Origin of the sequence: Teichococcus wenyumeiae, assembly GCF_003696345.1 — a bacterium.
Taxonomy (GTDB): Bacteria; Pseudomonadota; Alphaproteobacteria; order Acetobacterales; family Acetobacteraceae; genus Pseudoroseomonas; species Pseudoroseomonas wenyumeiae.
Window position 1 is genome coordinate 41,183 of sequence record NZ_RFLX01000021.1, and the last position, 21,165, is coordinate 62,347.

General features: G+C 68.1%; 18 protein-coding genes and 1 riboswitch. Of the genes, 4 read left to right on the forward strand and 14 right to left on the reverse strand.

Going from position 1 to position 21,165, the window contains the following annotated elements:
* Positions 1-2 precede the first annotated feature (2 nt).
* Positions 3-1,322: a tetratricopeptide repeat protein gene (locus EBE87_RS20885; protein ID WP_120638082.1), complete on the reverse strand. Its 1,320-nt coding sequence runs from the start codon at positions 1,320-1,322 to the stop codon at positions 3-5.
* Between the two features lie 131 nt (positions 1,323-1,453).
* Between EBE87_RS20885 and EBE87_RS20890 the strand changes: the two genes are divergently transcribed.
* A complete protein-coding gene (locus EBE87_RS20890; protein ID WP_120638083.1) occupies positions 1,454-2,266 on the forward strand; it encodes an AraC family transcriptional regulator in 813 nt (270 codons plus the stop codon).
* A gap of 94 nt (positions 2,267-2,360) precedes the next feature.
* Here EBE87_RS20890 and EBE87_RS20895 read toward each other — a convergent pair whose 3' ends face one another.
* The 3 genes from EBE87_RS20895 to EBE87_RS20905 form a co-directional block, all read right to left on the reverse strand.
* Positions 2,361-3,323, reverse strand: coding sequence for a Bug family tripartite tricarboxylate transporter substrate binding protein (locus tag EBE87_RS20895; protein ID WP_120638084.1), 963 nt, complete (start codon positions 3,321-3,323; stop codon positions 2,361-2,363).
* A gap of 65 nt (positions 3,324-3,388) precedes the next feature.
* Complete coding sequence (locus tag EBE87_RS20900; protein WP_120638100.1) at positions 3,389-4,594, reverse strand: alpha-hydroxy acid oxidase; 1,206 nt, start codon at positions 4,592-4,594, stop codon at positions 3,389-3,391.
* Between the two features lie 50 nt (positions 4,595-4,644).
* Positions 4,645-6,372 carry a thiamine pyrophosphate-binding protein gene (locus EBE87_RS20905; protein ID WP_120638085.1) on the reverse strand — a complete coding sequence of 576 codons (1,728 nt, stop codon included), beginning with the start codon at positions 6,370-6,372 and terminating at the stop codon, positions 4,645-4,647.
* 313 nt (positions 6,373-6,685) lie between these two features.
* Here EBE87_RS20905 and EBE87_RS20910 point away from each other — a divergent pair, with 313 nt between their 5' ends.
* Positions 6,686-7,408 carry a FadR/GntR family transcriptional regulator gene (locus EBE87_RS20910; RefSeq protein ID WP_120638101.1) on the forward strand — a complete coding sequence of 241 codons (723 nt, stop codon included), beginning with the start codon at positions 6,686-6,688 and terminating at the stop codon, positions 7,406-7,408.
* 113 nt (positions 7,409-7,521) lie between these two features.
* On the opposite strand, the gene EBE87_RS20915 is transcribed toward EBE87_RS20910, so the two are convergent.
* From EBE87_RS20915 to EBE87_RS20950, 8 genes are all read right to left on the reverse strand, one after another.
* On the reverse strand, positions 7,522-8,736 hold the full coding sequence (locus EBE87_RS20915; protein ID WP_120638086.1) for an MFS transporter: 1,215 nt from the start codon (positions 8,734-8,736) through the stop codon (positions 7,522-7,524).
* A gap of 445 nt (positions 8,737-9,181) precedes the next feature.
* On the reverse strand, positions 9,182-9,667 hold the full coding sequence (locus EBE87_RS20920; protein ID WP_120638087.1) for an RES family NAD+ phosphorylase: 486 nt from the start codon (positions 9,665-9,667) through the stop codon (positions 9,182-9,184).
* Complete coding sequence (gene parS, locus EBE87_RS20925; protein ID WP_120638088.1) at positions 9,664-10,209, reverse strand: type II RES/Xre toxin-antitoxin system antitoxin; 546 nt, start codon at positions 10,207-10,209, stop codon at positions 9,664-9,666. The genes EBE87_RS20920 and parS overlap by 4 nt, the downstream gene beginning before the upstream one ends.
* Positions 10,210-10,616: 407 nt before the next feature.
* Positions 10,617-11,762, reverse strand: a complete 1,146-nt coding sequence (locus tag EBE87_RS20930; protein ID WP_233553177.1) for an ABC transporter substrate-binding protein — start codon at positions 11,760-11,762, stop codon at positions 10,617-10,619.
* 304 nt (positions 11,763-12,066) lie between these two features.
* Positions 12,067-12,861 (reverse strand): crotonase/enoyl-CoA hydratase family protein, encoded by a 795-nt coding sequence (locus EBE87_RS20935; RefSeq protein WP_120638090.1) that lies wholly within the window; start codon positions 12,859-12,861, stop codon positions 12,067-12,069.
* On the reverse strand, positions 12,858-13,856 hold the full coding sequence (locus EBE87_RS20940; protein WP_120638091.1) for an acyl-CoA dehydrogenase family protein: 999 nt from the start codon (positions 13,854-13,856) through the stop codon (positions 12,858-12,860). Before EBE87_RS20940 ends, EBE87_RS20935 begins: the two co-directional genes overlap by 4 nt.
* Complete coding sequence (locus EBE87_RS20945) at positions 13,856-15,001, reverse strand: acyl-CoA dehydrogenase family protein (protein WP_120638092.1); 1,146 nt, start codon at positions 14,999-15,001, stop codon at positions 13,856-13,858. The genes EBE87_RS20940 and EBE87_RS20945 overlap by 1 nt, the downstream gene beginning before the upstream one ends.
* The gene (locus EBE87_RS20950; RefSeq protein ID WP_408887750.1) at positions 14,998-16,320 is read right to left on the reverse strand and encodes a CaiB/BaiF CoA transferase family protein; all 1,323 of its coding nucleotides are present in this window, start codon (positions 16,318-16,320) and stop codon (positions 14,998-15,000) included. The genes EBE87_RS20945 and EBE87_RS20950 overlap by 4 nt, the downstream gene beginning before the upstream one ends.
* Before the next feature lie 136 nt (positions 16,321-16,456).
* Here EBE87_RS20950 and EBE87_RS20955 point away from each other — a divergent pair, with 136 nt between their 5' ends.
* Entirely contained in the window at positions 16,457-17,257 is an 801-nt protein-coding gene (locus EBE87_RS20955) for an IclR family transcriptional regulator domain-containing protein (protein ID WP_120638093.1), read from the forward strand.
* 224 nt (positions 17,258-17,481) lie between these two features.
* Here EBE87_RS20955 and EBE87_RS20960 read toward each other — a convergent pair whose 3' ends face one another.
* Positions 17,482-18,489 (reverse strand): Bug family tripartite tricarboxylate transporter substrate binding protein, encoded by a 1,008-nt coding sequence (locus EBE87_RS20960; RefSeq protein ID WP_120638094.1) that lies wholly within the window; start codon positions 18,487-18,489, stop codon positions 17,482-17,484.
* Between the two features lie 343 nt (positions 18,490-18,832).
* A complete protein-coding gene (locus EBE87_RS20965) occupies positions 18,833-19,999 on the reverse strand; it encodes a D-alanyl-D-alanine carboxypeptidase family protein (RefSeq protein ID WP_120638095.1) in 1,167 nt (388 codons plus the stop codon).
* Between the two features lie 166 nt (positions 20,000-20,165).
* Positions 20,166-20,253: riboswitch (glycine riboswitch) on the forward strand.
* A gap of 161 nt (positions 20,254-20,414) precedes the next feature.
* Here EBE87_RS20965 and EBE87_RS20970 point away from each other — a divergent pair.
* Positions 20,415-21,056 (forward strand): trimeric intracellular cation channel family protein, encoded by a 642-nt coding sequence (locus EBE87_RS20970; protein WP_120638096.1) that lies wholly within the window; start codon positions 20,415-20,417, stop codon positions 21,054-21,056.
* The last annotated feature ends 109 nt before the right edge of the window (positions 21,057-21,165 follow it).

Genomic DNA, 21,165 nt, shown 5'->3' on the forward strand with positions numbered 1-21,165 from the left:
CCTCAGGGCGTGATCTGGCTGAGCCAGCGCGTGTCGCGCAGCGACGGACGACGGTGGAGGCGGCGGTTCAGCAGCGCATGGGCCTCGGCGGCCTCGCCGCTGCGCATCAGGGCGAGGATCAGCGTATCCTCGATCACCTCGCGCTGGGCACCGCTGCCGCCGATGCGCGTGACCTCGCCCGCGACCGGCTCCAGGATGCCGGCGCAGACAGCGTAGTCACCTTCCACGAAGGCAAGTGCCGCGCGGCAGATGGCGGGCACCACGGGCCCGGCGGCGAGGCTGCCTGCCTCCACCAGCCGGGTCAGTGCCGTGGCCCGCTGCTCCACCCCGGCCTTGTCGCCGGTGGCGGCCGCGAGAAGGGCCATGTGGACATCGGCGAAGGCGAAGCCTGCCTGCGGGAAGACGGGCGCGGCATAGGCCGCCGCTGCCTCCCAGAGCCCCTCCGGCACCGTGTGGCCGTATGACCGCAGGCGCCAGAGCAGGGAGGCCGCGTCGCTCATCACGTTGACGGCCATGCCGGCCGATGCCGAGGGCTGGACGTGGTCCGCATAGATCGCGAGGGCCCGCCCTGCGTCGCCACGCTCCAGCGCAACCAGCGCCGCGTGCCACGCGATGTGGCCATGCAGGGTGCCGCCCCGGTCGTAGCCGGGTAGCCAGCCTGCGATCAGCCTGTCCGCGTCCTCGCCAGCGCCGCCCTCGAACATGGCATGCGAGAGGGCGTGGACCGCGTTCGCATTGGCGCGCCGGAGGTCGAAGGCACGCTGCGCGAGGTCACGGCCAAGCCCGGCCGCGCCGTTCTCGGCATGGGCCCAGCCCCGGTAGGTGAGGAACCACCAGTCATCCTCCCCGAAGTGCCGGGCATGGCGCTCGCAGAGGTCCACCCGCGCCTGGTCATGGTCCGCCATGCCGGAGAAGGCGAAGAGCCCGAAGGCGCCCAGCGGCAGCGAAAGGACCAGCACATCGCGGGGCCAGGCATCGGCATGCGCCAGCGCCCGCTCCAGCGCCCTGGCCGGTTGGCCATGGATCACGAGCGAGAGAACCTCGACATGGCTCCGCTCCCGATCCGTTCCGGAGCGGGCGGCGGCTTCCGCTGCCGCCGCGATACGCGCCCTGGCCTGCGCTGGCTCGGCACGGATGGCATGCAGGCGGGCACGGGCCGCATGGGCCAGGGCGAAGTCCGGATCGGCCGCGGCAGCCTCGTCCAAAGCCTCGGCGGCACCGGGCCAGGCCGAGAGAAGGAGATCGACACCCTCGCGGTAGCGCTCGGCCGCGACATCGGAGGCGGTCGAGAGCGGCAGGCCGCGACGGTCGAGGCGGGCCATGGCAGGGGTCCTCATGCTGGAATCAAGGCAGGCTTCCTGGCGCCATCCTCGCCAGGATACCCCGCCACAGGATGACCGTCTTTCGACGGGGTGCCAATCCATGTAGAATACCGGACAAACTGGAGCGTACCATGATCTGGGAAACGATCACGGCGCCACCCGACGCAGCGCCCCCACGCCCGATGACGGTGCGCGCGCAGTCCATCCCCGCCCGCCACTTCTTCCCGGAGCATGCCCACCGCTGGAACCAGGTGGCTTATGCCATCTCCGGCGTGCTGACCGTGGCTGTGGAGGGGCGGTCCTTCGCCATCTCGCCGGAGCAGGCGGTGTGGCTGCCAACCGGCCAGACCCACCGCGTCGGGTCGCTGCTGGGCGCGGAGTTCCGCAGCCTCTGGATCGCCGATGAAGCCGGCGCGGGCCTGCCGGGGAGCCCCACGGTCTTCAGCGTCTCGCCCCTGCTCCAGGCCTTGATCATCGAGGCTGCCGCCATTGAGGGGCAGGAGGATCGCGATGGATATGCGGGCCGCGTCACCGACCTGATCCTCGACCAACTCCGGCGCGCGAAGCCTCTTCCGGGGGCATTGCCGTGGCCGCGTGGGGGAGCTCTGGCAGAGGTGTGCGAAGCTCTTTACGCCAACCCGGCCGACCCGCGCGGGTCGGAGGAATGGGGCCAGGAACTCGCGATGTCGGCGCGGACCCTGGCCCGGCGCTTCGAGGCGGAGCTGGGCATGAGCCTGCGCTCTTGGCGGCGGCGCCTGCGGCTGTTCAAGGCCATTGAACTGCTAGGCGGCGGCCTGGGCGTGACACAGACGGCGATGGAGCTCGGCTATGGCTCGACATCAGCCTTCATCTACGCATTCCGCACCGACATGGGGTGCAGCCCGCAGGTCCATATGCGGGGGCGCGGCGCGGACCGGGCTGCCGCAGCCGCATCTCGCGGGTGATGGTGCTGCCGGACGCGCCAGAGGGCCGGACTTCGCGGCGGGCTGGCCAGCACCCGGCTGGCCGGCCCTCCACCATCAGGGCAGCCGAGGCGGCTTATTCAGGCTTGATGTTGGCGCGGCGGGCGACATCGCCCCAGCGCTTGGTTTCAGCCGCGACAAAGGCGTGGAACTCTTCCGGCGAATTGCCGGCCGCCTGCAGCCCCAACTCGCGGAAGCGGGCGAGCACGTCGGTCTCCGTCAGCGCCGTCCGGGCTTCCTGGTTCAGCCGGTCGATGATCGGGCGCGGCACGCCGGCCGGGGCGAAGAGGCCGGTCCAGGAGACGGATTCGAAGCCCGGCAGCACCTCCGCGATGGCCGGAAGGTCCGGCGCGGCCGGATTGCGCTCCAGCGACCCAACCCCCAGGGCCCGGATACGGCCGTCCTGGGCGATGGGCCAAGCGGAGGAGAAGTTGTCCAGGATCATCTGGATCTCCCCCGCCATCAGGTCGTTCAGGCTTTGCGAGCTGCCGCGATAGGGCACATGCACGGCGGCGCTGCCGATGGTCTGCAGCATCAGCTCCATGCCCAGGTGCTGCGAGGTGCCGACGCCGGAGGAGCCATAGGTGAATGCGCCGGGCTTGGCCTTGAGGAGCTCGATCATCTCCCGCAGGTTCTGCGCGGGGACCTTGGGGTTCACCACCAGCAGGTTCGGCTGCTTCGCCAGCAGCGTGATGTCCCAGAAATCCTTCAGGTTGTCATAGGGCATGTTGGGATAGACGCTGGCATTGATGGCATGCGCGCTGATGGTGCTGACGCACAGCGTGTAGCCGTCCGGCGCCGACTTGGCGCAGGCATCGCTGCCCAGGTTGCCGCCGGCGCCTGCACGGTTCTCCACCACCATCGGCTGGCCGAGCCGCTTGCTCATGCTCTGCGACACGACCCGCGCCAGGATGTCGGTCGCACCGCCCGGGGCGAAGGGCACGATGACGCGGATGGGGCGGTTGGGATAATCCTGCGCCTGTGCCCGGACGGGCACGACGGCGGCGACCAGGGCGAGGCCGAGCCAGAGAATTCGCATGGACAAGGTTTATTTCCTCCGTCTTTCCGGTATTTGTTGCGCGGCTGCGCCGCAGCTCCGCGATATCAGGCGGAGGCCGGCTGCGGGATGCCGCCGATGCGCATGAGATGCTGCGGACCCAGTTCCTCCGGCGAGAGGCAGCCGAGCAGCGCGAGGTTGCGGTCCACCTCCTGCCCCAGGATCTCGATGCCGTGCCGCACCCCGGCTTCCCCGCCGACGGCGGCGGCATACAGGAAGGGCCGGCCGACGAAGACAAAGTCCGCCCCCATGGCCAGGGCCTTCAGCACATCCGCGCCGCGGCGGATGCCGCCGTCCATCATCACCGCCATGCCGCCCGCGGCGGCCCGCACCTCCGGCAGGGCGCGGAAGGCCGAGATGGCGCCATCGAGCTGCCGCCCGCCGTGGTTGGAGACGATGACGCCATCGATCCCCTCGGCGGAGGCGCGGCGCGCATCCTCACCATGCAGGATGCCCTTGATCACCAACTTGCCTTTCCACTGCTGGCGGATGCGGGCGATGTGGCTCCAGTCCAGGTGGTCCCGCGCACCGAAATCGCGCTCCACGTTGCGCGCGATGATGGGCGCGCCGCGCTCGGCGAAATTGTTCTCGAAATGCGGCATGCCGTGGTGGCGCAGGGTGCGGTACAGCGTGTCCCAGAGCCACAGCGGGCGGATCGCGCCATCCCAGGCCAGGCGCAGCGAGGGCTTCAGCGGCGTGGAGAAGCCGGTGCGGATATTGTTCTCGCGGTTGCCCATGGTGGTGGTGTCCACCGTCAGCACCAGGGTGCCGAAGCCGGCGCGCGCCACGCGCTCCACCAGCGCGGCGATGCGCTTCTCATCCACCGGCAGATAGGCCTGGAACCAGCTTCCCGGCGCGGCCCGCGCCACGTCCTCCATCGGGATCAGGGAGGAGCCGCTCATGACCATCGCGATGCCGGCATCCTGCGCCGCGCGCGCCAGCACCAGATCGCCGCGATAGGCCATCATGGCGCTGATGCCCATGGGCGAGATGCCGAAGGGCGCACGGTAGGTCTGGCCCAGCAGCGTCGTCGCGATGCTGCGCTGGGAGACATTGATCAGGTAGCGCGGGCGGAAGGCCCATTCCGCGAAGGCCGTGCGGTTGTCGTGATGCGCGGCATTGGTTTCCGCCGCCCCCGCGATATAGCCGAAGAGCGGGCGCGGCAGCTTGCGCCGCGCCGCGGGCTCGAAATCCTCCAGCGCCAGGATCGGGCGCAGGCGGCGGGGCAGGCCCTGGCCTACCGCCCGGTACATGGCCTTCGGCGGCGGGGGCGCCGAAACGGCCCCCGGACCCTCCGCCTGTGTCACAGGGGCTGCCCTTCCGGCATGTCGCGGCCGACGGAGCGGGCGCGGGGATCGAGGAAGCAGTGCAGGATGGCGGGCTTGCCGGAAGCCAGGGCACGCTCGAAGGCGGGGGCGAAGTCCGCTGTGCTGCGCACCACCTCGCCATGGCCGCCGAAGGCGGTGGCATAGGCGGCGAAGTCCGGGTTCACCAGCCGGGTGGCGGAAATGCGGCCCGGATAGTCACGCTCCTGGTGCATGCGGATGGTGCCGTACATGCCGTTGTCGATGACGATCACCAGGACGGGGATGCCGTGCTGCACGGCGGTCGCGAATTCCTGACCGGTCATCAGGAAGTCGCCGTCGCCGGCGATGACCACGGACACCGCCTCCGGCTTCTGCCGCTTGGCCATGATCGCCGCCGGCACGCCGTAGCCCATGGAGCCTGAGGTGGGCGCGAGCTGGGTGCCGAGGCGCGAGAAGCGCCAGTGCCGGTGCATCCAGCCGGCGAAGTTGCCGGCGCCGTTGCACAGCACCGTATCGGCCGGCAGGCGCTCGTTCAGCCAGCGCACCACCTCGCCATACTGGAAGTCGCCCGGCAGGGTGCGGGGCGTGCCGGACCAGGACAGGAAGGCCTCATGCGCCGGCGCGGTCTCCGCCGCCCAGGCCGGCGTGGCCTTGGGGGCGAAGCCAGCCAGGGCCGGGGCGAAGCGGCTCGGCGCAGCCTGGATGGCCAGCGTCGGCGCATAGACGCGGCCCAGTTCCTCGGCGCCCGGATGCACATGCACCAGCTTCTGCCGGGGCACGGGGATGTCGAGCAGGCTGTAGGAACCCGACGGCATCTCCGACATGCGGCCGCCGATCAGCAGCAGCAGGTCGGCCTCCTGCACCATGGCGGCGAGCCTGGGGGAGGGGCCGATGCCGAGGTCGCCCACATAGCAGCGATGGTCCCAGCGGAAGCGGTCGGCACGGCGGAAGGAGGTGCAGACAGGCAGCGACCAGCGCTCGGCAAAGGCGGCCATGCCTTCCACCGCCGCTTCATCCCAGCCCGTGCCGCCCAGGATGGCCAGCGGCCGCCGCGCGCCTTCCAGCAGCGCCGCCATGGCCTGCATGTCCTCGGCGGCGGGGGCGGGCAGGGCGGGCGTGACCCGTGGCGCATCAGCGACGCTGGCGAGCTCCGTCAGCATGTCCTCGGGCAGCGCGATCACCACCGGGCCGGGGCGGCCCTGCATGGCGACATGAAAGGCACGGGAGACGATTTCCGGGATGCGCTCGGCGCTGTCGATCTCGGTGGCCCACTTGGCCATGGTGCCGAAGACGGCGCGATAGTCGAGCTCCTGGAAGGCCTCGCGCTCACGCATCTCGCGCGCCACTTGGCCGACGAACAGGATCATCGGCGTCGAATCCTGCATGGCGACATGGACGCCGCAGGAGGCATTGGTGGCGCCGGGGCCGCGTGTGACCATGCAGATGCCGGGGCGGCCGGTCAGCTTGCCATAGGCCTCGGCCATGATGGCGGCACCGCCCTCGGCGCGGCAGGTGATGACGTCGATCCTGGCATCGAACAGCGCATCCAGCACCGCCAGGTAGCTCTCGCCCGGCACGCAGGAGACCCGCTCCACGCCCTGCGCCACCAACTGGTCCACCAGGATCTGGCCGCCCGTGCGGGGCGGCGCGGCTGTGGCGGAAGACCCCGCTGTGGTGCCGGCCTCGGGCGCCGAGGTACCATGGGGGAGAAGGGTTTCAGCCACGTTGGATTCCTTGGGGTTGGACGGCGGGTCTCAGGTTGGAGGGCCGGCGGGACCTGCTGTGCGGAGGGTGCCGCTGCGGCGGTCGCTCGTTGCTACCCGGCAGCGCGGGCCTGCCCGATGCGAGGGGCACGGCGGGGCGAGAGCAGGTCGTTGATCCTCCGTACCCGGATTGTTGGCGGGACCTTGGCGGCCGGCACCGGGCTCTGCGGCTATCCTGACAAGTTGGCGGATAACTTGTCAACATGCCTGACAGGTTGATCTGGCGGCTGGAATGGAAATCCGCCATGTTGCCACGGCCGCATGGAGCACGGAGATGGATGGGATCAAGCTGGTCAGAGAGCGGAAGCAGCGGCTCGGGGATCAACTTTACGGGCAGATCCTGGAACAGATCGTATCCGGCACCTTCGAGGAAGGCAGCAAGCTTCCGTCCGAGAGCCAGATCTGCAAGGCCTTCCAGGTTTCCCGGCCCACAGTGCGCGAGGCCCTGATGCGCCTGCACGCGGATGGGCTGGTGGCCACGCGCCAGGGCTCCGGCACCTTCGTGCAGAAGCGCCCGCCTGGCCACCTGACCCGTCTGGCCAAGGTCTCGGACGTGGCCGGCCTGCTGCGCTGCATGGAGGTTCGGATCGCGCTGGAGGACCGGGCGGCGGGCCTGGCGGCCGAACGCCGGACCCCGAACGAGCTGGAGCGCATTCTGCGCGCCCTGGATGCCCTGCGCGACAATGCTGCGGCCGCGTCCGGCGGGGTTCCCGCCCAGGCGGATTACGATTTCCACCGCGCCGTCGCCAGCGCCAGCGGCAACGAGCTTTTCGCCGCGATGCTGGAGATGATCAACGACACCATGCTGCAGGCCATGGCGGTGGCACATGGCATCACCCGGGAGGGGTCGGAGGAGCGGGCGCGGCGGGTGATCGAGGAGCATGAAGCGATCGCGGAGGCGATCCGGCGCCGCGACCCTGAGGGGGCCAGCCTGTCCATGCGCTACCACCTGCACCGCGCGCGTCAGCGCGTGACGGATGGACAGCGGGATCTGTGACAGGCCGCCCGCCGCCGCGCACTGGCTTGGCACCTGGCGGTGGTTGGAATTGTGGCCGCTTCGCTTCCTCGAAGCCCGCCACTCAGCACCACGGAAGCAGTCTGAAAGCGCGCCTAGGCGAGTGCGAGGCGCGCGCGGCTGCGCAACAACAGCATTGCCACGATCAGCACATTCACCGCATTCCAGACGATGCCGTTCAGGAACGCGGCGGCGTAGCTGCCGGTCGCATCGAAGATCACGCCGGAAAGCCAGCCGCCCAGCGCCATGCCGATCAGGGTGGCCATCAGCACGATGCCGACCCGCATTCCCACCTCGGAAGCGGGGAAGCTCTCCCGCACGATCACCGCATAGGATGGCACGATGCCGCCCTGGAACAGGCCGAACATCGCCGACAGGATAAAGAGCGAGCCCAGCCCATCGAAGAACAGGAACAGCGAGAGCGCCACGCCCTGCAGGATCGACCCCAGCATCAGCGTGCGCAGCCCGCCGATCCGGTCGGCCAGGAGGCCAGACCCGAGCCGGGAGACGATGCCGCAGGCGAGCATCAGGGAGAGCATCTCCGCACCCCGCGCCACGCCGTAGCCCAGGTCGCCGCAATAGGCGACGATATGGACCTGCGGCATGGCCATGGCAACGCAGCAGGAGATGCCTGCGAAGGAAAGGATTGCCGTCAGGCCGGCGCGCGAGAGGCCGAGTGGCCTGGCCTGCCCCGCATCACCCAGAGAGCCACCGCTTTGTGAGCCCGGCGCCCGGGCACGCAGCATCAGCGCGAGCGGCAACATCGTGACGAGGCAGATGACGCCAACGACCATATGGGCCGTGCGCCAACCGTGCGCCCCGATCAGCCAGGTCAGGATCGGAGGCCAGACCACGCCCGCGAGGTAGTTGCCGGAGGCCGCGAGCGCCACCGCGATGCCGCGCCGCCGCCGGAACCAGAGAGAAGCATCGGCCACCAGCGGCGCGAAGGCCGCGGAGGCGCCGAACATCCCGATCAGCACGCCCTGTGCCAGCGTGTAGAGCGCCAGGCTTGGCGCGAGCCCCGCGAGGATATATCCGCTGGACAGCGCCACTGTCGCGCAGAGAAGCGGCCTCATGGCACCGAACCGGTCCGTGAGCCGGCCCATCAGGATTCCGCCCGCGCCGAAGCCCAGCATGGTGAGCGTGTAGGGCAGGGATGCCGCGCCGCGTGTGGCGCCGAACTCCGCCTGCACATCCGGCAGTGCCACAACGACGGACCACATCCCGGCCCCGCCGAGTGTCGTGAGCGCGACAATGGCACAAAGACGGATCCAGGCCGCCCGTGAATCCAGTAGTTGCTCGCCGGTCATGCTGCCTTCGCGCCTTGCATGGCCCGTGGCTGACAGGCCGGGGCCGCGATGTTCTTCAGGATTGCCTGCATGATGACGCGAGGCGTGGGATCAGGAGGAAAGCTGTATACGCTGCCGCGCATGACTCCAGCCTTGAACGCCCCCATGCCCGTGTCCTTCCCTTGCAAAGCAGCGCCTGGCCACAGGCACATCGCAGCAGTCTGGCCCAAGGAAGCAGGCAGCACTAGTGCGGGGAAGGATGACCTGACCGCGTTCTATCCTACTGGCTGCTTGGCCATCGTCGACCCATGTGCACGGGGTCAGGCCTCAGTCTTCAGGCGCCAATGGACCGCGAGGCACCAGGGCGAAGGAGGCCAGCACCAACAAAGCCGCAGCAATGAAGTGGTCGTGAACGGCGGCAGGCCAAGTCAACAACACAGGCAATCTGGCTCCGTGAGGCCAGGGTTTACGGCGCTTTGGCTATTCGAGGATCGTAGCTCCACAGCCGCAGCTTACGTGCCGTGATACCGCCGCCCGCCGGGTGCAGAGGGTTGATCAATACGTTTCTCTCCTCCGGCACGATCACCGAAGGGACGAGAAGAAGCACCGAGCGCCGGCTACGCAGCCAGTCCGTACCAAATCTGATGCTGGTTCGGCCGGTCGGGCGTGCGTCCCAGCCGATGGGAAGGGCGGCCGCATCATGCTCCTCCCGCGCATCCCAGATGTTGTCCGGGATGGTGACCTCGACAAGGTAGCGGTTGAGGGGCAGGCCACCGGAATTGAGATGAGCCATCGTCTCCAGGCACGCCAGCGCTCGACTTTCTGACGTATAGACCGCTGGCACATCCTTCTCGTTCCAGCGCCCGCCGGTGAGCTTGGCCCCTGTGCCGGAGAGGTCGTCGGCCTCGTAGGTTGGCGCATCCGTGGCAATCCGCCACACCTTCCGCGTCACGCGTAGGCGCCACTCTGCAGTTGGGCGAGGGTGCTGGACACCAGCGTCTGACCTTCCATCGTGTCCATCAGATCAAGCGGCCGAACCCCGCCAAGGGCGGGGAGCGGCTCGGTCAGCCAACGCGAGGTCCATGCGGCCGCGTCGAAGCCCTGCGAATTGCCAGACTCCTCTACAATGACCTGGACTTGGCCAACAAGCCGGGCAACGCCCAGAATGCGCTCGCTCTCCGCAGGTGAGAGCCGGTCCTCTCCCTTGACCTTCCGGTTGATGGTGGCCGGGGCAATGTTCAGGGCCCGCATGGCTGCGAGCTGGGGGATATCGAGATCCGCCAGAATAGCCTTCGCCTCTGCCGCCGGCAGGCCATGCTTGATCATGCCGATCCGCTCGAATGGCTCAGCTTGATAGAGCCTGACATAAGCAGGGAGGCCGGCACGGCTCCGGGCGGTGCCTTTGATCTGAACCGCACCCCGATGTGCCACCAAGTTGGGCTTACGCCCTGTTGCCTTGAGCGCACGGCTGCCGAGTGTCTCCGCCGAGGTCATTTGATCAGCTCCTTTAAGCACTTCATAAGATCAAATGGGCGCAAACGCGAGGATTTTCCAGGTCAGCTCTAAAGGTGAAGCCTGAGCTGGTCAGCCATTCTGGAATGGCGGGTGGAGACACAGCATCGCTGGCCTATTTGCGATCCGTCCCGTCTTGATCCGCAAATCGCGTAAGAATTCTTATGTAAAATATGGGGCCACAGTGAGCACGTGCCCATCATGTGCCGCCTCTACACCCGGCGGCAGACTGCGCTGTGCCCATATGGGCCGGCATTGTCGCTCCACGGCAAAACGCTTGGCCAAGCCGCCGCGGAACTCACCCATGGCAAGCCCGAAGACGCTTCAGGCGAGGCACTCTCCCTCTGTCGCGCCTTCGATAAGCTTGCAAGAACCTTACCGTCAGGAAGCTAAATGTTGATCAGCGCGCATCCGCCTTCCGTCAGCGGCCGGAACGCGTTCTCAGCTGGTGTCGTGCCCACCAGCTTCAGCAGGTCCCATGGGCCGCTGCTCTCGGCTGGCTTCTTCGCTTCAAAGAGATACATGGGATGGATCTTGCGCCCATCAGGGCGGATGGTGCCGGCACCGAAGCAGTCATCCTCCGTCGGCAGGCGCTTCATGGCCGCCACCACCTCGCGCCCATCGGCCTTGGCCCGCGCTGCCCCCATTTCCGAAGCCACCTTCAGGTAGTGCAGCGTCGCGGAATACGCGGATGCATGATCCATGTTGGGCATATTGCCATTGGTCAGCCGCGGCTTCAGCCGCTGCGTGAAAGTACGGGTACGGTCGTTCAGGTCCCAGTAGAAGCTCTCGCTGATGGTCAGCCCCTGCGCGGTTTCCAACCCCAGGGACTTGACGTCCTGGATGAAGGCCACCAGCGCCGCCGGGCGTATCCCATTTCTCATCAGGCCGAACTCGGCAGCCTGCTTCACGCAGTTCAGCATATCCGTGCCGGCATTCGCGAAGGCCACCACATTGGCCCGCCGCGCGCGCGCGTTGACAAGATAGGACGAGAAATCTGTGCTGCCGGGAAATGGATGCAGGGCAGTGCCAACCACCTGCCCGCCCTCCGCCTCGATGATGCGGGTGGTATCCGCCTGCATGGCCTTGCCAAAGGCATAATCGGCCGTGAGGAAGAACCAGCGGTTGCCGCCCGAGCGCAACAACGATCGCGCCGTGGAATTCGCATTGGACCAGGTGTCGTAGGGCCAGTGGATGGTATTGGCGTTGCAGGCGCGGCCGGTGAGGTCAGAGGAAGCGGCGCCGGTATTCAGATGAACCTTGTTCCGCTCTGCCACCAAGCCGCTCACCGCCAGAGCGATGGCGGAACTGCCAACGTCCATCACCACATCAACATTGCCGCGGTCAAACCATTCCCGCACGATGCCGACGCCGACATCCGGCCGCTGCTGGTGGTCCGCCAGCAGCACCTCAACGTTCAGGCCGCGCTCGGCGGCATTGAAGTCGGCGATAGCCTGCCGCGCGCAGATCGCGCCAGTCTCCCCCGTAATGTCCTTGTAGGGGCCGGACAGGTCCGTGAGGAACCCGATACGCAAGGTGGGTTGCTGCTGCGCCCTGGCGCCTGTGGCGCCGGCGGCCAACAGGGCAGCGCCCGCACCAAGTGCGGCACGCCGACCAATCCCTTGCTGCCTGTCTGTCATGATCTTTTCCTCCCTGAACTTCTTGTTTTTCTATCTTCTGGCCAAGGCATAGGTGGAAACAAAATCCCTCGCCTGGTCATCGTGTTGGCGGGGTTCATGTCGAAAGCGGAAGCGCGGAACTGCCGGCAGTGCAGGCTGGAGACCTTGGGCCTTCGCAGCTAGATGCAGCCGATCCTCTTCACGCCATTCCCCTGCTGTGTCAGCGGCCTTCGAAGACCGGCTTGCGCTTGTCGAACCAGGCGTTCACCGCCTCCTCATGGTCCCGTGTGGTATGGGCCAGGGCCTGGAAGGCTGCGGACATCTCCAACAAGGAGGAAAGCCGCATATGCTGCCCTTCCCGCAGCAGGCGCTTGGTCATCCGCAGCACCTGCGGCGGGTTGCGGGCGATGCGGCCCGCCAGCGCCCGCGCGGCATCCATCAGCGCCGCATCCGGCACGACCTGGGAGATCAGCCCGCATTCCAGCGCCGCCCGCGCGTCCAGCCGGTCTCCCGTGAAGGCCATCTCCGCTGCCTTGGACTGACCCACCGCGCGCGGCAGCAGCCAGGCGCCGCCATCGCCGGGCACGATGCCAACGCTAACGAAGCTCTCGGCATAGGAGGAACTCTCGGCGCCGATGCGGATGTCGCACATGCAGGCCAGATCGAGCCCGGCGCCGATGGCCGGGCCGTTCACCGCCGCGATGGTCGGCACATCCAGGTCATAGAGCGCGAGCGGAATGCGCTGGATGCCCCGGCGATAACTCTCGCGGATATCCGCCGGCTTCATGCCGAAGCGCTCGCGCATCGCCTTCAGGTCGCCGCCGGCCGAAAAGGCGGTGCCTGCCCCGGTCAGGATCACCGCCCGCACATCCACCTCGGCCGCGATGCGCCGGCAGGCCTCGGTGAAGGCCTCGTTGGTTTCTCCCTCGATGCTGAGGGCGTTGCGCCGCTCCGGCGCGTTCATGGTGAGGGTGACGACCGGTCCGTCACGCTCGAAGAGAAGAAAGTCGCTCATGCCGTTACCCCCGGCGCTGAAGGGCCCAGATGCGCTTGCACGAAGGCCAGCGTGTCCATGGCATCGCTTGCCAGGAAGCGCCGGCCGAGCCAGGCGCCCCAATGTGCCTCTCCCCCGAAGCGCATCCGGCCGCTTCGCAGCCGCTCTGTCAGGAGATGCAGGTCCAATTCCTCCGTGATGCCCATGGCGCCATGCACCGCATGGGCGATGGCGGAAACGCGCACCGCCGCCTCCCCCGCGCGCAGCTTGGCGGCGGCGATGCGGGCCGGGTTCAGCCCGGCGATGCCGTCGCCATCCGCCACCGACGCGAGTTGCGCCGCCATGCGCGTCGCGAAGACATCCTCGGTCATCACGCTGATCTGCTGCTGCACCGCCTGGAAGGCGGCAACCGGCCGGCCGAATTGCTGGCGGTCCTGCGCGTGGCGCACCGTCTCGTCCAGGATGCGTTCCATGGCACCCGCCATCGCCGCCACTTCCGCCCAGGCGCCAGCGGTGAACAGGCCCGGGATGGCCAGGCTCAGCCCGGCTCCGCCCGGCCAGCGCAAAACATGGCCCAGGGGCGAGCTGGCATCCTCATCCCGCGCTGCCGCCGCCATGGGCAACAGAAGCGCGGCATCGCCGCGGGGCAGGAGCACCCAGTCGGCTGTGCCGGCAGCCGGCACCCGCGCCCCCTCGCCGGCAGCTTCCGCCAGCATCACCGCGCCAGGAGGCACCGCCTCCCCCACCCCAGCCAGGGCGGCGCGGGCCAGCATCGTTTCCCCCACTGGCAACGGCACGGCAAAGCGCCCCGCCGCCATCAGCACCGGCAGTGCCCCGGCGGGGCCCAGGCCGATGCCCCCGGCCGCCTCCGGCACCAGGGCATCGAGGAAGCCGGCATTCTCCAGCTCCTCCCAAAGCACCGTGGCCGGACCGCCCGCGCGGATGGCGCGCACGGAGGCCGGAGCGGCATGGCGGGAGAACAATTCCTCGGCGGAGCGGAGCAGCAGGCTGTCCATCAGCGCAGCCCCATGCCGCGCGCGATCATGCCGCGCAGGATCTCCCGCGTGCCGCCGCGCAGCGAGAAGGAAGGCGCCATGGCCGCCGTATAAGCCAGGGTGCGCATCAGCGGCCCCGGTGCCGCGAGGCCCGGCTGCGCCAGGATATCGGCCACCACGGCGGGGATCGTCTGCTCGAACTCAGTGCCGAGGTCCTTCACCAGAGCCGCCTCCACGATCGGGCTCTCGCCCTCGACCAGCCGCCCGGTGACGGCGATGGACATGGCACGCAGGACCGCCAGATGCGCCAGCAGACGGCCGAGCAGCGCCTCGGCCGCTTCCGTCGCCCCGGCCTCGCGCAGCCAGCATGCCCACTCGTCCAGCAACACGGCGGAGGAGAGCACGCGCTCCGGCCCGCTGCGCTCGAAGGCCAGTTCGGCATTCACCTGCATCCAGCCGGAACCTTCCTCGCCGATCAGCGCATCGGCGGGCAGCCGCACATCCTCGAAGACCACTTCGGAGAAATGCGCGTCCCCGGCCAGGTCGCGGATCGGGCTGATGCGCACGCCCGGTGCATGCAGGTCCACGATGAGCTGCGAGAGGCCCTTGTGCCGGTCCGCCGCCGTGCCGCTCGTGCGCACCAGGGCGATCATGTAATGCGAGTGCTGCGCGTTGGTGGTCCAGATCTTGGCGCCGTTCAGCCGCCAGCCCTCACCCTCCCGCACCGCGCGGGTGGTCACGCTGGCCAGGTCCGATCCGGTATTCGGCTCGCTCATGCCGATGCAGAAGAACGCCTCGGCGCGGCAGATGCGCGGCAGGTAGAAGCGGCGCTGTGCCTCCGTCCCGAAGCGCTGGATCAGCGGGCCGCTCTGGCGGTCCGCGATCCAATGCGCGGATACCGGCGCGCCGGCGGAGAGCAGTTCCTCCACCAGCACGTAGCGTGCGAAAGCCCCTCGCCCCGCGCCGCCGTATTCCTTCGGAAAGGTCAGCCCCAGCCAGCCGCGCTCGGCCAGCTTCCGGCTGAAACCAGGATCGAAACCCATCCAGGACCGCGCGCGGCGCTCGGGGGGAATGTCGCCCACCGCTTCCCGCAGGAAGGCGCGGATCTCCGGGCGCAGCGCTTCATCCTCCGGCGGGATGGCGGCGAGGGGAAGGGCTCCGATCATGGCGTCCTCTCCGCTTGCCGGTCCTGCGGGGCGGGCTCTGCCGTGGCGATCACGCCGGCGGCGCGCAGCGCCTCGATCTCCGCCTCCCCCAGCCCAAGCTCCGCCGCCAGCACGGCGCGTGTGTCCTGCCCCAGGCGTGGCGGCGCAAGGCGGTAGCTGGCCGGGCTGCGGGACAGGCGGCTGGGATAGGCGATCACCGTCACCTCCGTCCCGTCGTCGCGCCGCATCGCGCGCAGCATCTCCCGCGCGGCGACCTGCGGATCGGCCAGCACCTGGTCCACCGAATTGATCGGCCCGCCCGGCACGCCGGCCTCGGCCATGGCCGCCAGCAACTCGGCCGCGCGCCAGGGCGCGATGGCCCGCGCCAGTTCCACCTCCAGCACGCGCCGGTCGCGCAGCCGCCCGGCATTGGTGGCGAAGCGCGGATCGGCCGCCAGATCCTCGCGGCCCAGCAGGCCGCAAAGGGTGCGGAACTGTGCATCATTGCCGCAGGTCACGAGGATGTAGTCGTCGCTGGCCGCGAAGTCGCGGTAGGGCACGACATTCGGATGCGCATTGCCCAGCCGCTGCGGCACCGCGCCGCCGACAAGGTAGTTCATCCCCTGGTTCACCAGCAGCGCGATCTGGCTGTCCAGCAGCGCGCAGTCGATATGCTGCCCCTCCCCGGTGCGGTTCCGGTGGTTCAGCGCGGCCAGGATGGCGGTGGTGGCATAGAGCCCGGTGAAAAGATCGCTGACCGGCAGCCCGACCTTCACCGGCCCTGCCCCCGGCTCCCCCTCCGGGCGGCCAGTGACGCTCATCAGCCCGCTCATGCCCTGGATCAGGAAGTCGTAGCCGCCGCGATCGGCATAGGGGCCAGTCTGCCCGAAGCCGGTGATGGAGCAGTAGATCAGGCGCGGGTTCAGCCGCAGCAGAGAGGCCGCGTCGAGCCCGTATTTCACCAGCCCGCCGGTGCGGAAATTCTCCACTAGGATGTCGGCATCTTCCGCCAGGCGCCGCACCAGCGCGGCACCCTCGTGGCGCGAGAAGTCGATGGCCAGCGAGCGCTTGTTGCGGTTGGCGCAGAGGTAATAGGCGGCGTCCGGCCGCGCCGATCCATCCTCCAGAAATGGCGGGCCCCAGACGCGGGTGTCGTCGCCCTTGCCGGGCTGTTCCACCTTCAGCACCTCGGCGCCCAGGTCGCCCAGGATCTGCGTCGCCCAGGGTGCGGCCAGCACGCGGGACAGGTCGAGCACCTTCAGCCCGCTCAGGGCTCCAGGCAGCATGTCGGGGGCACGGGCATCTTCTCCCGCGGAGCCATGGCTCGCCGATAGGCCCATTCGGGCGGTTCCTCCTGGCGGTTCGTCTGCGCGCCCGCCGTCATTTCATTTGCTGAAATGCAATTTCAGAACTAGCCTAACAGCAGGGTCCCAGATCAGGGAACAACGATTCGCAGGCGATCACCGGATTTTTGCGATGCCTTCCTACGAGCCTGTCACTGCCCTGCTGCGGGGCCTGGATGTTCTTCGCGCGGTGAACCGGCTGGAAGGCGCGACGGTGAAGGATATCCACCGCCTCACCGGCCTCAACCAGCCGGCCGTGGTGCGGATGCTGGAGACGCTGATCCATGCGGGGCTGGTGGTCCGGCAGCGGGGCGAAGCCGTCTATGTGCCGACCGGGCGCACGCTGGAGCTCAGCGCGGGCTATGTGGCGCACCGGGAGGTCGGGATCGCGGCTACGCCCGTGATGGAAGCGCTGCGGCAGAGCACCGGCTGGCCCTCGGATGTGGCGGTCTTCGATGGCGATGCCATGGTGGTCGCCCATACCAGCCGCGCGGAGGGCCGCCTCCTCTTCGGGCGCCGCCCCGGCTATCGCGCGCCGATCCTGGCTACCTCGCTCGGCCGGGCCTTTCTGGCCTTCTGCGGGCCTGCGGAACGGGAGCGCGCCCTGGCACTGGCCGCGCAATCCCCTGAACCCTGGAATGAGCCGGCGCGCGACTCCCGGCAGGCCGAAACCTTCCTGCACGAGTTGCGCCAGGCCGGCTTTGCCATGATGGATGATGCTTATTCCGCGCGCGAGTACGGTGGGCTGGCCAGCGCGATTGGCGTGCCCGTCCTGCTCCATGGCAGCGCCATCGCCGCCCTCAATCTCATGTTTCTCAAGGAAGCGGCGAAGCGTGAGGAGATCGTGCCCCGCCTCCTCCCGATGCTGCAGGCAGCGGCAAGGGAAGTCTCGGATGCCCTGGCGCGGTCACGCGGCGGAGGACCCGCCTTGTGACGCTGCGGCAAGACGCCTTGCAGGCAACTGAAAAGGAAACCCCTGCCCTCTTGCCGCACCTCGGCGGGTAAAAAACCGAGGCTTCTTCAGCCAACGTCGCCCACCCGACGTGGTCAGGGGCCTGCTCGCCCATCGGCAGGCCCGCCCGCCAGAAGCGTGGGATGTGGCGCGTTGTACACACTGATGCTCTGACGGCGCCGATGCGATGCATCGGCGCCGGGGCCTCAATCCACTCGCACGTTCGCCTGCCGGATCACGGTGGTCCAGCGCTGGATTTCCGCGTCGATCAGGCGCTGGAATTCCTCCGGCTTGTCACCGACTGGCTCACCGCCCTGCTCCGCGATCCTGGTGCGGGAGGTGGGCTCGTTGACGATGGTGTGGATCGCCGCGGCCACCTTGTCGATGATCGGGCGTGGCGTACGCGCGGGGGCCTGAACGCCGAACCATGCCACGGTCTCGACACCCGGCAGGCCGGCCTCGCGGACGGTGGGCACATCGGGCAGCGATGGGCTACGCTGCGGGCTTGTGACCGCGATGGCGCGCAAACGGCCGCCGTTGATGTGGCCGATGGAAGACGGAAGATTGTCGATGGCGAGATCCACCCGCCCGGCGATGGCGTCGATCAGCATCGGCCCCGAACCGCGATAGGGAACGTGGATGAGGTCGATCCCTGCCGCGCCCTTCAGCAGTTCTCCCGTCAGATGCAGGCTGGAGCCATTGCCGGAAGAGCCGAAAGTCAGCTCTCCTGGCTTGGATTTGGCGAGGGCCACCAAGTCCTGCAGCGTCCGAACCGGTGAGTTGGCCGCCACTGCCAGCACGTTCGGTACATTCGCCATATTGGACACGGCGGCAAGATCCGCGGGCTTGTAGTTGATGCTGCCTTTATACAGCTCGTAATTGATGGCCGCCGTGCCGATCGTGGTCATCAACAACGTGTAGCCATCGGCATCCGACTTGGCGACGAAGTCAGCACCGACGCTGCCGCCGGCTCCGGCGCGGTTCTCCACCACAACGGGAACGCCGAGGTGCTTCTGCAAGGGTTCCGACAGCACGCGGGCCAGCAGATCGGTCGTGCCGCCGGCGGGGAACGGCACCACGATGCGGACGGGACGATTGGGCCATGCGGCATCCTGCGCGCTTGCTGTGCCAGGCAAGGCAGCAGAACCCGCCGCCGCGCCAGCAAGCAAAACGGTTCCACGAATGGCTTGGCGTCTTGTGAAATGGTTTTGCATGGATGCTGATCCCTGGATGTTCCGCATAAAATTAGTGCGTGGCTATAGGCATGTGGGGCCGGAGATCACACGCCCAAGCCCAGCTTTCATCACAGCGGAAGGAGATCCGCTCACACTGAACCGCATGCGCATGGACGCTTCACCGGGTTACCCTCCGCTCCCACAGATGCAGCGCAGGCGGGCCCCTATACGTCAGCACAGCATGCCTGGACCAGACCCGCTCTTCGTCGCCGAGGGAGCGGCCAGTGCGTTCAGGTAGGTGCCGGAGCGCTGCCCTTTCCGAAGCCGTTTCGGAAGGCCGGTCCGGCACGGGGCGAAGGCATCCGTCGCCTGGAAGCGGCCTTCAACTCACCCAGCGCATGACCTGCAGCGCCACCCAATCGAGGAGCCGCAGCGGCCAGGCGGCGGGGGAGGCTTCCTGCAAGGCAACCAGGGGTGCGCGCGCCAGAATGCGTTCGCCTTGAAGCGCCTCGACCTGGCCGAGCACCGCACCGCGAGGCAGCGGTGCGAAGGGGGCGGGTTCATTCAGGGTGATGCGCAACTGGGCCTCAGTGCCGGCCGGCAGTGCCATTTGTTTCGTGTGCTCAACACCTACCGCGATCTCGCCTTCAGCCGAGCCATGCACGCGCAGGCGCTGCAGTTCCCGCCCCGCGCTCAACACCTCAGCCAGATGGAAGGCACTGCCGGCATAATTCAGCAGCAACTCGGCGCTGCGGGCGCGTTCGGCCTTGGAAGGCGTGCCAAGCACGATGGCGACGAGGTCGCGTTCCTGCCCTGCCGCGCCGGGCAGGCGCCGGGCAGAGGTGACGATGTTGTAGCCGGCGGCCTTGGTATGGCCGGTCTTCAGCCCGTCCACCGAGGCGTTGCGGCCCAGCAGCGGATTGGTGGCCTCTTTGCGGAACTGCTGGAAGGTAAAGCGCGGCGCGCGGGTAATGGCGTAAACCTGCGGGAAGTCCCGGTCGAAGGCCAGGGTCAGGCGCAGCAGATCCTCGGCCGTGGTGTAGTGGCTCGGGCCAGGAATGCCGGACGGGTTGTTGAAATGCGTCCCCGTCATGCCGAGCCGGGCCGCCGTGGCATTCATCCGCGCAACGAAGGCCTCTTCGGTGCCTGCCACCGCGCTGGCCAAGGTGATAGCGGCATCATTGGCCGAGACGATCAGCAGCCCTTCGACCAGCGCCTGGATCGGCAGACGGTTGCCTGGCCGCAGATACATGCGGGTTTCTTCCGCGCCGACGCGGCGCACTGCCTCCGGTGCCGTCACCGCCTGCTGCCAGCCGAGCCGGCCGTCACGCACTGCCTCGAAGACCACATAGGCGGTCATCAGCTTGGTCAGCGAGGCGGGCTCCCAGCGCTGGCGGGAGTTAGCGGAAGCCAGGATCTCGCCAGCGGCGCGGTCATACACCAGCCAGGAGGCCGCCGGCACGGCAGGCGGCAACTGCGCCCACCCCGGCGCGGCAGCCAGGCTCAGGCAGGCAAGCAGGAAGAAGAAAGGGCGCGGCAGGTGGACCATGGCGGCGCAAACTAGGCGGTGCGTCGCTTGGCCGCCATCCACCTTCCGGATGCGAAACGCCTCGCCGCAGCGGGCTCCCTCCAGCGCGCCGCCAAGGAGACAGGCGTCATGGGAAGCCGCTGCCCCAAAGATTGACAGATGCTCAGCTTCCGGCCGATAAGCCCCTTACTCCTCTGCGGGAGAGAGAGGCTTTTGCCTCCGCCGAAGGCGCAAACTCCCATAATCGCTCAGGCACACAGTACTGCGGAGACATCGTGTGCCGTCTGGAGAGAGGCCGGGGTGCTGCGGACATGCACCCAGGTCCGCCGAAGGGGCTGACTCTCAGCGGAGTCGAAACTCTCAGGCAAAAGGACAGAGGGAGAGGCGCACCAGGACATGGTTTGGAACCTGTCCTGGCTCTGTTGGAGCCTCCCCCATGAATGCGATTCTGCCGGCGGAATCCGTTTTGTTCGTCATCTACCTTGTTGCGATCGCCGCTGAGGCGATGTCGGGCGCACTCGCAGCTGGGCGCCGCAAGATGGATTTCTTCGGCGTCGCCGTCATTGCCTTCGTCACCGCGCTTGGCGGCGGCACCATCCGGGACCTGATCCTGGGCCGCTTCCCCATCGGCTGGACCCAGCATCCGGAGTATGTCTACCTGGTGATCTCCGCCGGGTTGCTGACGACGGTGGTGGCATCCTTCATGGACAATCTGAAGCGCGTTTTCCTGGTGCTCGATTCCATGGGCCTGGTAGCATTCTCGCTGATCGGCTGCAGCGTTGCCCTGAAGATGGACTACCCGACTGTCGTCGTCATCATGTCCGGCATGATCACCGGCATCTGCGGCGGCATCCTACGTGATGTGCTGTGCAACCAGGTACCGATGGTGTTCCGGCGCGAACTCTATGCAAGCGTCTCCCTCGCCGTCTGCGCCCTCTTCCTCAGCCTGCGTGCAGCCGGTGTTGATACTGGCCTGAATACGGCGATCAGCTTCGCCGCCGGCCTGACACTGCGCCTTCTGGCCATCCGGGGCCGGTGGAGGTTGCCGATCTTCTCGTACCAGCAGCGCTGGGAATAGGGATGGCGCGCGTAGCGGCCTGCTGACTAAGGCCGCTGCGACGAAAAGGCGGCCATGATCGGCATGGATCCCAATGATTGGGGAACAGGACGTGCAGATGGCCCAGAAC